Source organism: Kytococcus sp. HMSC28H12, from assembly GCF_001816045.1.
Lineage (GTDB): Bacteria > Actinomycetota > Actinomycetes > Actinomycetales > Dermatophilaceae > Kytococcus > Kytococcus schroeteri.
The window spans coordinates 1-11,308 of the sequence record NZ_KV824545.1 but is presented as its reverse complement, the minus strand read 5'-3'; the positions used below and the strand labels follow the sequence as shown (position 1 = coordinate 11,308).

Below are 11,308 nucleotides of genomic sequence, written 5' to 3'. Positions count from 1 at the left end.
CGGGCGGTCGACGCGGCCGGGGACGCCGGGCAGGACGTCGAGGTGCCGGACGAGACGCACGCCCCCGAGCCGCCCGAGGCCGTGGAGGAGTCCCGCCCCACCTCCGCCGGGGCCTCCGTGCGCGATGCCGGGGCGCGGCGTGGGCACCGGTGGCAGCTCGTGCTGCTGCGTCATGGTGTGACCGAGTTCACCGAGACCTACCGCATCGACGGGCGCGGCGGCAGCAACCCGCCCCTGTCGCCGCTCGGGGAGCAGCAGGCCGCCCGGGCCGGTGACGCGGTCGGCGAGCTGCTCGCCGCCCCCGCCGCCGAGGGGCGCGTGCGTGTGGTGACCTCCAGCCTGCGCCGGGCCCAGCAGACCGGTCGCGCGGTGGCCGACGCGCTGCGGCTCGAGGCCGCCACCGATGCGCGCTTCGACGAGCAGGCCTTCGGCGACTGGGACGGCCGCACCTGGAGCGAGGTCGACCGCGACGGCGCCGGCACCGCCCGGGCCTTCGCGCAGGACCCGGCCTGCCCGGTGCCCGGTGGCGAGACCCACCACGAGGTCGCCGAGCGCGTCGTGGAGGGCCTGCGCGACATTGCCCGCCAGGCCGTGGACGACGAGCTGCACACGGTGGTGGTGGCCGCCCACCGCATCGCCGTCATGACCGTGCTGGAGGCGGTGCTGGGCGTGGCCTACCCGCGCTCCTGGGCCCTGGGGCAGCACCCGGCGGCCTTCCACACCCTGGAGTTCGTGGGCGCCGAGGTGCCCACCGGCTTCGCCGAGCTGAGCGGACTCAACGTGCGGCACCACCTCGAGGGCCTGCCGGTGCGCTGACCCGTGGCTAGGGTGACCGGCATGGCACACCCCCACCTGACCCTCCGCCGCCCCGCCGACGCCGAGCAGGCGGCCCCGGACACCGGCACCACCGCCGAGCTGCGCAAGGCCTTCGCCGCCATCCGCGCCGAGCAGGGCGTGGAGGTGGAGTTCCCGGCCGAGGTGGTGGCCGAGGCCGAGCGGGTGGTGGGGGAGGACCACCTGCCGGGACGCGACGAACGGGGCATCGAGCTGGTGACCCTGGACCCCGAGGGCTCCATGGACCTCGACCAGGCCGTGCACGTCCAGCGCGAGGGGGAGGGCTTCCTCGTGCACTACGCCATCGCCGACGTTCCGGCCTTCGTAGCGCCCGACGGGGCGATCGCCGCCGAGGCGTGGGAGCGCGGGCTCACCGTCTACTGCCCCGACGAGCGGGCGCCGCTGCACCCGCCGGTGCTCTCCGAGGGCGCCGCCTCGCTGCTGCCCGAGCAGGACCGGCCCGCCTTCCTGTGGGAGCTGCACCTGGACGCCGACGGCGCCCTCACGGAGGCGACCGTGGGACGCGCCGTCGTGCGCTCGCGACGCCGCTACGCCTACGCCGAGGCCCAGGAACTCATCGACTCCGGTGAGGCCGAGGAGACCCTGGCGCTGCTCAAGGAGGTGGGACTGCTCCGCATCGAGCAGGAGAAGGCCCGCGGTGGGGCCACGCTGCCGATGCCCGAGCAGGAGGTGGAGGTGACCGCCGACGGCTTCACCACCCGATTCCGCCCGCTGCTGCCGGTGGAGGACTGGAACGCGCAGGTCTCGCTCATGACGGGCATGGCCGCCGCCGAGCTCATGCTCGGGGCCGAGGTGGGCATCCTGCGCACCATGCCCGAGCCCGCCGAGGAGGACGTGCGCACCCTGCGCCGACAGGCCCGTGCTCTGGGGGTCGAGTGGGCCGACGACGCGCGCTACGGCGACTTCCTGCGCTCGCTGGACACCTCGGACGGCACGCACCTGTTCCTCGTCCACGAGGCCACCACCCTCTTCCGCGGGGCCGGGTACACGGCCTTCGACGGCGAGCTGCCCGAGCTCACCACGCAGGCCGCCATCGCGGCGCCCTACGCCCACGCCACCGCCCCGCTGCGCCGCCTGGTGGACCGCTTCGTCCTCGAGCTGTGCGCGGCGCTGTCGGCCGGCGACGAGGTGCCGGTGTGGGTGCGCGAGGCGCTGCCCCGGCTGCCGGAGGTCATGGAGGCCGCCGACAGCCGTGCCCGGTCGGTGGAGCGGGAGTGCGTGGACGCGGTCGAGGCGGCCGTGCTCGCGCCGCGGGTCGGCCAGGAGTTCGACGGCATCGCCGTGGAGGTCTCCGAGAAGGCCTTCACCGTGCAGCTCGCGGACCCGGCGGTCGTCGCACGCGCCCGGGGGACTGCCGAGCCGGGCGACGAGGTGCGCGTGCGCCTCACCGAGGCCGACGTGGCCGCGCACCGCATCACGGTCGAGCGCGTCTGAGCGGGCAAGCGGCGCCCGGTCCGGTCACGGGGCCCGGCGCCGCACCGAGGGGAGGGGAGACGAGCCGGCCTGTAAGCCGGGTCCTGTCCCCGGGGCCGATCACTCGGCCCCGGGGGACGGTCATCCATCTCGGGTGACTGTTGCCAGCCACCTCCAGCGGTCCACCCGCGCGCTCGGACGGGACGCCCTCGATCACGCGCTGTCTGACCTTGCTCCCGGTGGGGTTTGCCGAGCCACGCCGGTCACCCGGCGTGCTGGTGGTCTCTTACACCACCGTTTCACCCTGACCCGTGCACGCACGGGCGGTCTGTTCTCTGTGGCACTGTCCCGCGGGTCACCCCGGGTGGCTGTTGGCCACCACCGTTCCCTGTGGAGCCCGGACTTTCCTCGGCGGGCCCGTAAGCCCGACGCGACCGTCCGGCCGACTCGTCTCGAGTGCGGAAGTGTACGCGGCTCAGCGCCGGGCGGACTCCTGCATCTGCTGCGCGGCCAGGGCGGCCCCGATGATCCCGGCGTCGTTGCGCAGCTGCGCGGGCACGATGGGGGCGCGCAGGTGCAGCAGCGGCAGGAACTTCTCGGCCTTCTTGCTCACCCCGCCACCGACCACGATGAGCTCGGGCCAGAGGAGGTTCTCCAGCGTGGAGTAGTAGCGCTGCAGGCGTTCGGCCCACTCCTCCCAGGAGAGGTCCTCGGCCTCGCGGGCGGAGTTGGCGGCCACCGACTCGGCTTCCACGCCGTCGACCTCCAGGTGGCCCAGCTCGGAGTTGGGCAGCAACCGCCCGTCGGCAACGAGAGCGCTACCGATGCCGGTGCCCAGGGTGGTGACCAGCACCAGGCCCTTGGTGCCCCGGGCGGCGCCGTAGTGCGCCTCGGCCAGGCCGGCGGCATCGGCGTCGTTGAGCACGTGCACGTCGCGCTCGAGCACCTCGGAGAACAGGGCGTCGGCGTCGGTGCCGATCCAGCTGGTGTCGATGTTGGCCGCGGTACGCACCACGCCGCGGCTCACCACGGCCGGCACGGTGACGCCCACGGGCTGGCCCTTCGTCTGCCGGGCGAAGGTGCTGCAGATCCCACCGATCACCTCGGCGACGGCCTGCGGGGTGGAGGTCTCCGGGGTGGCGACCCGCTGGCGCTCGGCGGCGAAGGCGCCGACCCCGAGGTCCACCGGGGCACCCTTGATGCCGGTGCCGCCGACGTCGATGCCCAGGGGGTGCGTGGTGGGGCTCATGCGGTGGTCAGCACCTCCGGCCCGTCCTCGGTGATGAGGATCGTGTGCTCGAACTGCGCCGAGCGGGAGAGGTCCTTGGTCACCACGGTCCAGTCGTCGGCCCACATCGACCACTCGTGGGTGCCCAGGTTGAGCATGGGCTCCACGGTGAAGGTCATGCCGGGCTGGATGACGTCGGCGTAGGACGGCGCGGCGTCGTAGTGGGGGACGATGAGCCCGCTGTGGAAGTGCGTGCCGATGCCGTGGCCGGTGTAGTCGCGCACCACGCCGTAGCCGAAGCGGCTGGCGTACATCTCGATGACGCGGCCGATGACGTTGAGCTCGCGTCCGGGCTTCGCGGCACGGATGCCCCGCATCGTCGCCTCCTGCGTGCGCTCCACGAGCAGGCGGGACTCCTCGTCCACGTCCCCGCACAGGAAAGTGGCGTTGGTGTCGCCGTGCACGCCGCCGATGAAGGCGGTGATGTCGATGTTGACGATGTCGCCGTCCTGCAGCTCCCGGTCGTCGGGGATGCCGTGGCAGATCACCTCGTTGACCGAACTGCACAGCGACTTGGGGTAGCCGCGGTAGCCGAGCGTGGAGGGGTAGGCGCCGTGGTCGAGCAGGAACTCGTGGCCGATGCGGTCGAGCTCGTCGGTGGTGACGCCCGGCGCTACGGCCGCGCCCACGGCCTCACGGGCCTGGGCGGCGATGCGGCAGGCCACCCGCATCCGCTCGATGGTCTCGGCGTCCTTGACCTCCGAGCCGGTGAACGGGGCCGGGGCCGGCTTGTCCACGTACTCGGGGCGCGCGATGGAGGCGGGCACCTCGCGGCGGGGGGAGACGTGGCCGGGGGACAGGGGTGGTGCGACAGGCATGGCGCGCAGTCTAGGAGAGCGGGGTGCGGTCCTCGGTGCGTGGCGGCCCGGCTGGGGTGGCCAGACCCCACGCGATGCCGCTGGCAGTGGTCACCAGGAGCGTCGGCAGGAACAGCAGGGAGGCGGAGGAGAACGTGGCCCCCTGGAACGCCAGCGGCCCCCGCTCGACGCCGCCCGCCGGGGGACCAGGTCGACCCGGCGGGCTGGCATTCACGCCGCGGCTGCATAGGCTGGGGTGAACCGCAGTTCCCCACACCCCCAGGAGGCAGCGATGAGCTTCTATTACAACATCACCACCGGCCAGGTGGAGCGGGACGACGACAACCGCTCCCGCAACGCCGACGTGATGGGCCCCTACGCCACCGAGGAGGAGGCCCGCAACGCGCTGGCCACCGCCCGGGCCAACACCGAGAAGTGGGACGCCCAGGACGCCGCCGAGGCCGACGAGGCCGGTGGCGCCAACTGGGACAACAACCCCCTGAACGGCTGATCGTGCTGCCCGACCCCGAGCGCACCCGCACCCAGGAGCACACCGGTCCGCTGCCCAGCGGGCCGGAGTACCCGTGGACCGACGCCCTGCCCACCTCGGGCGAGGCCGGTGAACTCGGGGCCGAGGCCGCCCGCTGGGCCGAGAGGGCCACCGACGCGCTCGACGACCTGCGCCTCGTGGCTGACCTCTCGGCCCTGGTCTCCATCCCCAGCACCGGCGGATCCCCCGAGGAGGTCCGCGTGCAGCGCTGGGGCGCCGAGACCCTGCGGCGCATGGGGGGCAGCGTCGACGAGTGGGACGAGTCCGTCGCCGACCTCGCCCGCCTGGAGGACTGGCCCGGCCAGGAGGTCGAGCGCACGGACCTGCGCGGCGTGGTCGGCCGCTTCGGCCCCGCCGAGGGGGACCCTGCCCTCATCCTGTGCGGCCACACCGACGTGGTGCCCGCCACCGACGCCGAGCTCTGGTCCGAGCACGACCCGTGGACCCTGGTCCGCGGCGAGGACGAGCACGGCGTGTGGTTTCGCGGCCGCGGCGTCACCGACATGAAGGGCGGGGTGGCGGCGGTCCTCGCAGCCGTGCGCGCGCTGCAGTCGGTCGGCTTCCCCTTCCGCCGGGCGCTCGCCGTGCACCTCGTGAGCGGTGAGGAGGACGGCGGCTCCGGGGCGTTCGCCACCCTGCGTCGCGGGCACACCGGGGAGGCGTGCGTCATCGCCGAGCCCACCGCCGGTCACCTCGTCACCGCCAACGCCGGGTCGCTGACCTTCAGCCTCCGGCTCTCCGGCCGGGCCGCGCACGGCGCCATGGCACGTGAGGGCCACAACGCGCTGCTGGGCCTGCGCACCGTGGTCGATGCGCTCGAGCGCCTGCAGGAGCAGCGTCGCGAGGATCGCCCCGTCCCCTTCGACACCGTCGACGACCCGTGGCCCCTGAGCATCGGCATCGTCCGGGGAGGGGAGTGGGCCTCCACCGTGCTCGACGACCTCGTGGTGGAGGGTCGATTCGGTGTCCGCACCGACGAGACCCCGCAGGAGGCCCGGGCCGCCTTCGAGCAGTGCGTGGCCGAGGCCTGTGCCGCCGACGACTTCCTCGCCGAGCACCCGGCCCGGGTGACCTGGCCCGGTGGGGTGTTCGCCCCCGGTGAGATGCCCAGCGGCCACGAGCTCGGCGCTCAGGTGGCCGATGCCGTGGAGCGCGCCGGGTACGAGCGGCCCGACCGCATCGGCGTGCCCTACGGCTCGGACCTGCGGCAGTACGCCGCGGCCGGCATCCCGACCCTCCAGTACGGGCCGGGGGACATCCGCCAAGCGCACTCGGTGGACGAGTGGGTCGACAAGGAGGCCCTCGTGCGGTGCGCCCGGGCGTACGTGCACCTGGTGGTGGAGCGCTGCGGCTGACGGGCCTCCGTCCCGCGTGGCAGATCGTGTCCGAGTCGTGACCACCCTGGGGATGACTTCCGGGCCGTTGGCGCGCACGATCAGGGGGGGTGGTGACCCTCACCACATGCACACCCCTCTGGAGGAACAGTGTTCGCACGCACCACGCGTCTCTCGGGCGCCGCTCTGGTGGCCTTCGCCACCGCGACCGTCCCCTTCGCGCAGGTCTCCGCCGTCCCGTCCCAGGACGACGCCCGCTCGCAGGAGCACCGTCAGGACGACTTCTCCCACCCGCTGGGCGACAAGCAGCGCGCCCTGCAGAAGAAGGCCGTCAACCAGCTCATGCGCGGCGAGGCCAAGGTGGTCACCCGCAACGGCAGCCGTTCCATCCAGCTGGGCACGGGCAAGGACGCCCAGTACGTGCAGTACGACGTGGAGCGTCAGGAGAACGTCCTCACCTTCCTCACGGAGTTCGGTGACAAGACCGACCCGGCCAAGGGCGGCACTCCCGGCCCGCTGCACAACCAGATCCCCGAGCCGGACCGCTCCCAGGACAACTCCACCGTCTGGCGCAAGGACTTCAACACCTCGTACTACGAGGAGCTCATGCTGGGCGAGGAGAACTCCTTCCGCGACTTCTTCCGCAAGCAGTCCTCGGGCCGTTTCGACGTGGACGCGAAGGTCTACGACTGGGTGAAGCTGCCCTACAACGAGGCGCGGTACGGCGCCAACAGCGACGACCCGATGGTGGAGGCCGAGGGCTACTGGAGCTACATCCGCGACTCCGCCCAGGCCTGGTACGACGCGCAGGTGGCCCAGGGCAAGACCTCCGAGCAGATCGCCGCCGAGCTGGCGGAGTTCGACAAGTGGGACCGCTACGACTACGACGGTGACGGCGACTTCAACGAGCCCGACGGCTACATCGACCACTTCCAGGCCGTCCACGCCGGCGAGGACGAGTCCGCCGGTGGCGGTGCCCAGGGCGAGGACGCCATCTGGGCCCACCGCTGGTACGCCTTCCCGACCGACGCGGGCAAGAAGGGCCCGGAGGGCAACCTCGCTGGTGGTGTGCCGATCGGTGACACCGGCCTGTGGATCGGTGACTACACCACCGAGCCGGAGAACGGTGGCGTGGGCGTGTTCGTGCACGAGTTCTCCCACGACCTCGGCCTGCCCGACTACTACGACACCAGCGGCGGCGACAACGGTGTGGCCTACTGGTCGCTCATGTCGGCCGGGTCCTGGCTGAACGACGGCAAGGCCATCGGCGACTCCGCGGGCTTCATGGGCCCCAAGGAGAAGCTACAGCTGGGCTGGCTCGACTACCAGGTCGTGAAGCCGGGCGAGAACGTCACCAAGACCCTGGGCCCGGCCTTCGCCTCCACCAAGAACCCGCAGGCCGTGGTGGTGCCGCTGCCCACGCAGAAGATCACCGAGGAGTACAACACCCCCTTCGAGGGCTCGAAGGAGTTCTGGGGTGGCGCCGAGGACAACCTCAACTCGTCCATGACCAAGCACCTGGACCTCTCGGGGGCGAAGTCGGCCAGCGTCTCGGCCAAGCTCGAGGCCTTCATCGAGCAGGACTACGATTACCTGTACTTCGAGGTCTCCACCGACGGTGGCGCCACCTGGACAAAGCTCGACGAGCAGACCGGTTTCTCCGACGGCTGGGTGGACCTGAACTACGACCTGTCCTCCTACGCCGGCAAGCAGATCGACGTCCGCTTCCGCGCCCAGAACGACGGTGGCCTCAACGAGAACGGTGCGTTCCTCGACAACGTGACCACCACCGTCGACGGGGTGGCCGAGGTGGACGGTGCCGAGGGTGCCAGCACGTGGGAGCTCAAGGGCTTCACCGTCATCGACGGCACGGTCACCCGCGATGCGGAGCACGCCTTCCTCATGGAGAACCGCCAGTACGGCTCCTACGACGACACCCTGCGCACCGGCCCGTACAACTTCGGCTTCGGCGAGGCCCGTCCCAACTGGGTGGAGCGCTACCCCTACCAGAACGGCATGCTCGTCTGGTACTCCAACGACCCCTACCTGGACAACAACACCGGTGAGCACCCGGGCGGCGGCCAGGCCCTGCCGGTGGACGCCAACCCGCAGCCGCTGGCGTGGAACGGCGGCGGCCTGATGCGCCAGAAGACGCAGTCCTTCGACGCCACCTTCGGCCTGGAGCGCACCGACGCGGTGACCCTGCACCACGACGGCCAGGCCACCACCATCCCGTCGCGCCCGGGTGTGCCGGTGTTCTTCGACTCCGGCGCCAACGCGTACTACTCGTCGGCCAACCCGCAGAACTCGGTGAAGCTGCCGGGTTCCAAGGTGCGTGCCGAGGTCATCGGCACCGAGGGCGACACCATGCAGGTCTGCTTCGGCGCCGCCGACCAGTGCCAGACGGCCACGCCGGACGCCACGGTCGACCGCTGGGCCGGCAAGGACCGCTACGCCACGGCCGCCGAGGTGGCCCGTCAGTTCGATGCCGCCGACACCGTCTACCTGGCCTCGGGCACGGGCTTCGCCGACGCCCTGTCCGGTGCCCCGGCTGCCGCCAACGGGGTCGCGCCGCGCTCCCTGCCCGCGCAGGACGGCCAGGACGCCCCGGTGCTGCTCACGCGCACCGACCGGATCCCGGCCGACACCCTGAAGGCCATCGAGGACCTCGGCGCGTCCAAGGTCGTCATCCTCGGTGGCGAGGCCGCGGTCTCCGCCAAGGTCGCCGGCGAGCTCGAGGCCGAGGGCCTGGACGTCGCCCGCGTGGCCGGCACGGACCGCTACGAGACGAGCGCCAACGTGGCGACGATGTTCGGCAACAACGTGGACACGCTCTACGTGGCCTCCGGTGAGGACCGGGCCTTCGCCGACGCGCTGACCGGTGGTGCGCTGGCCGGTGCCCAGGACGCCCCCGTCCTCCTGACCCGCCCGGACAAGGCCGACGCCGTGACCAAGGAGGCCGTGGCCGCGCTCAACCCGAAGAGGGTCGTGGTGCTGGGTGGCCCGGCCGCGGTGTCCGATGCCGTGTACGCCGAGCTGGGCGGTACCGAGCGCCTGGCCGGTTCCGACCGCTACGGCACCTCGGCGGCCGTGGCCGCACAGTTCGACAAGGACCCGAACCGGGCCCTGGTCGCCAGCGGCGCCGACTTTCCCGACGCACTGACCGGTGGCGCCTACGCGGGTGTGCAGCACCTGCCGCTGGTGCTGACCCGCCTCGACCGCCTGCCGGCTCTGTCGAAGGCGGCGCTGGACGCCGTGTCCCCGCAGGACGTGGCGATCATCGGTGGCACCGCCGCCGTGGCGCAGACCGTCGAGGACCAGCTCAACGAGCTCCTGACCGGTTGGGTGAGGTGATGACGGCCGGCCGGTCGCACCCGTGACCGGCCGCGCCTCCGGAGGGCCCCGCGGCAGTGCTGCGGGGCCCTTCGGTGTGAGGGGCTGCCCGGTGGTTGGATGGACGCATGGATCGTCAGCAGGAGTTCGTCCTCCGCACCATCGAGGAGCGGGACATCCGCTTCATGCGCCTCTGGTTCACCGACGTGCTGGGCCGCCTGAAGTCCGTCGGCGTGGCCCCGGCCGAGCTCGAGAACGCCTTCACCGAGGGCATCGGGTTCGACGGCAGCGCCATCGAGGGCTTCGCGCGCGTCTACGAGGCCGACACCCTGGCCATGCCGGACGCCTCCACCTTCCAGGTGGTGTCCTGGAAGGACAGCCAGGAGCCCGGCATCGGCCGGATGTTCTGCGACATCACCCTGCCGGACGGCACCCCGAGCCCGGCGGACTCGCGCCACGTCCTGCGCCGGGCCCTCCAACGGGCCGACGACATGGGCTTCACCTTCTACACCCACCCGGAGATCGAGTTCTTCCTCTTCGAGCGGGAGCTCGACGCCGGTGGCCACCCGGTGCCCCTCGACGACGCGGGCTACTTCGACCACCTCGCCCAGGGTGACGGCCACGACTTCCGCCGCGCCGCCATCGACATGCTCGAGAGCATGGGCATCCCGGTGGAGTTCTCCCACCACGAGGGCGCGCCCGGCCAGAACGAGATCGACCTGCGCTACGCCGACGCCCTGTCGACGGCGGACAACATCATGACCTTCCGCACGGTGGTGCGGGAGGTGGCCCTGGCCCAGGGGGCGGTGGCCTCGTTCATGCCCAAGCCCCTGGCCGGTCACCCGGGCAGCGGCATGCACACCCACCTCTCGCTCTTCGAGGGCGACCGCAACGCCTTCCACGAGCCAGGAGCGGAGTACCAGCTGTCCATCACCGGGCGGCGCTTCGTGGCCGGCCTGCTGCACCACGCCCGCGAGATCAGCGCGGTCACCAACCAGTGGGTCAACTCCTACAAGCGGCTCTGGGGCGGGGGAGAGGCGCCGGCCCACGTGTGCTGGGGCCACAACAACCGCAGCGCCATGGTGCGCATCCCCATGTACAAGCCCACCAAGGGCCAGTCGAGCCGGGTGGAGCTGCGCTCGCTGGACTCGGCCTGCAACCCCTACCTCGCCTACGCCGTGGTCCTGGCCGCCGGTCTCAAGGGCATCGAGGAGGAGTACGAGCTGCCCACCGAGGCCGAGGACGACGTGTGGGGCCTCACCGACCGGGAGCGGCGTGCGCTGGGGATCGAGCCGCTGCCGGGCTCGCTCAGCGAGGCCATCTCGGCGATGGAGCAGTCGGAGCTCGTGGCCGAGACGCTCGGCGAGCACGTCTTCGACTTCTTCCTGCGCAACAAGCGTGAGGAGTGGAAGGCCTACCGGGCGCAGGTGACGCCCTACGAGGTCCAGAACTACCTCAAGCAGCTGTGAACCCGCGGGGTTCCCGACCGGGCGGGGTGGCCTGGCTGCTCCGCGAGGGGTTCACCGAGGGGCGGCGCGCCGCCGGGTGCCTCGACGACCTCTCACGCCTGCTCGGCCGGGACGACTGGGAGCACCAGGTGGGGCTGGCGCGGGCCCTGGGGCGGGCAGCGGATCCGGACCGGGCGGTCCTGGCAGCGGTCCGCATCGCCGAGGCGGCCGGTCCTGAGCAGCGCCGGGCGTGGGTCGGGCGCATGGACGCGGCCGGCCCCGACGCCGAG

General features: G+C 72.3%; 10 protein-coding genes and 1 other RNA gene. 7 read left to right on the top strand and 4 right to left on the bottom strand.

The genetic code is table 11. The features are described 5' to 3' along the window. Positions 1-816, top strand: an 816-nt coding sequence (locus tag HMPREF3099_RS08145) for a histidine phosphatase family protein (protein ID WP_141762078.1), incomplete at its 5' end; no start/stop codon positions are given. Positions 817-837: 21 nt separating this feature from the next. After that, a complete protein-coding gene (locus HMPREF3099_RS08140) occupies positions 838-2,289 on the top strand; it encodes an RNB domain-containing ribonuclease (protein WP_070705511.1) in 1,452 nt (483 codons plus the stop codon). A 56-nt stretch (positions 2,290-2,345) separates the two neighbouring features. On the opposite strand, the gene rnpB is transcribed toward HMPREF3099_RS08140, so the two are convergent. The 4 genes from rnpB to HMPREF3099_RS08120 form a co-directional block, all read right to left on the bottom strand. Further along, positions 2,346-2,718, bottom strand: an RNA gene (gene rnpB, locus HMPREF3099_RS08135) — RNase P RNA component class A. A 25-nt stretch (positions 2,719-2,743) separates the two neighbouring features. Further along, the gene (gene ppgK / locus HMPREF3099_RS08130) at positions 2,744-3,517 is read right to left on the bottom strand and encodes a polyphosphate--glucose phosphotransferase (protein ID WP_070705510.1); all 774 of its coding nucleotides are present in this window, start codon (positions 3,515-3,517) and stop codon (positions 2,744-2,746) included. Continuing rightward, positions 3,514-4,374: a type I methionyl aminopeptidase gene (gene map / locus HMPREF3099_RS08125; protein ID WP_070705509.1), complete on the bottom strand. Its 861-nt coding sequence runs from the start codon at positions 4,372-4,374 to the stop codon at positions 3,514-3,516. The genes ppgK and map overlap by 4 nt, the downstream gene beginning before the upstream one ends. 10 nt (positions 4,375-4,384) lie before the next feature. Further along, positions 4,385-4,588, bottom strand: coding sequence for a hypothetical protein (locus HMPREF3099_RS08120; protein ID WP_070705508.1), 204 nt, complete (start codon positions 4,586-4,588; stop codon positions 4,385-4,387). A gap of 57 nt (positions 4,589-4,645) precedes the next feature. Here HMPREF3099_RS08120 and HMPREF3099_RS08115 point away from each other — a divergent pair, with 57 nt between their 5' ends. The 5 genes from HMPREF3099_RS08115 to HMPREF3099_RS12445 all read left to right on the top strand — a co-directional run. Further along, on the top strand, positions 4,646-4,864 hold the full coding sequence (locus tag HMPREF3099_RS08115) for a methionine aminopeptidase (protein ID WP_070705507.1): 219 nt from the start codon (positions 4,646-4,648) through the stop codon (positions 4,862-4,864). 2 nt (positions 4,865-4,866) lie between these two features. Further along, on the top strand, positions 4,867-6,258 hold the full coding sequence (locus tag HMPREF3099_RS08110) for a M20/M25/M40 family metallo-hydrolase (protein WP_083323628.1): 1,392 nt from the start codon (positions 4,867-4,869) through the stop codon (positions 6,256-6,258). A 129-nt stretch (positions 6,259-6,387) separates the two neighbouring features. Continuing rightward, on the top strand, positions 6,388-9,591 hold the full coding sequence (locus HMPREF3099_RS08105) for an immune inhibitor A domain-containing protein (protein WP_070705506.1): 3,204 nt from the start codon (positions 6,388-6,390) through the stop codon (positions 9,589-9,591). A gap of 107 nt (positions 9,592-9,698) precedes the next feature. Further along, positions 9,699-11,039 (top strand): glutamine synthetase family protein, encoded by a 1,341-nt coding sequence (locus HMPREF3099_RS08100; protein ID WP_070705505.1) that lies wholly within the window; start codon positions 9,699-9,701, stop codon positions 11,037-11,039. Positions 11,040-11,065: 26 nt separating this feature from the next. Beyond that, on the top strand, positions 11,066-11,308 hold a 243-nt coding region (locus HMPREF3099_RS12445; RefSeq protein ID WP_141762077.1), incomplete at its 3' end, for a hypothetical protein.

Excerpts from the sequence above, each read along its gene's own strand:
- HMPREF3099_RS08100 (WP_070705505.1), top strand. The coding sequence starts at position 9,699 with ATGGATCGTCAGCAGGAGTTCGTCCTCCGCACCATCGAGGAGCGGGAC.
- map (WP_070705509.1), bottom strand. The coding sequence starts at position 4,374 with ATGCCTGTCGCACCACCCCTGTCCCCCGGCCACGTCTCCCCCCGCCGC.
- ppgK (WP_070705510.1), bottom strand. The coding sequence starts at position 3,517 with ATGAGCCCCACCACGCACCCCCTGGGCATCGACGTCGGCGGCACCGGC.
- HMPREF3099_RS08140 (WP_070705511.1), top strand. The coding sequence starts at position 838 with ATGGCACACCCCCACCTGACCCTCCGCCGCCCCGCCGACGCCGAGCAG.
- HMPREF3099_RS08115 (WP_070705507.1), top strand. The coding sequence starts at position 4,646 with ATGAGCTTCTATTACAACATCACCACCGGCCAGGTGGAGCGGGACGAC.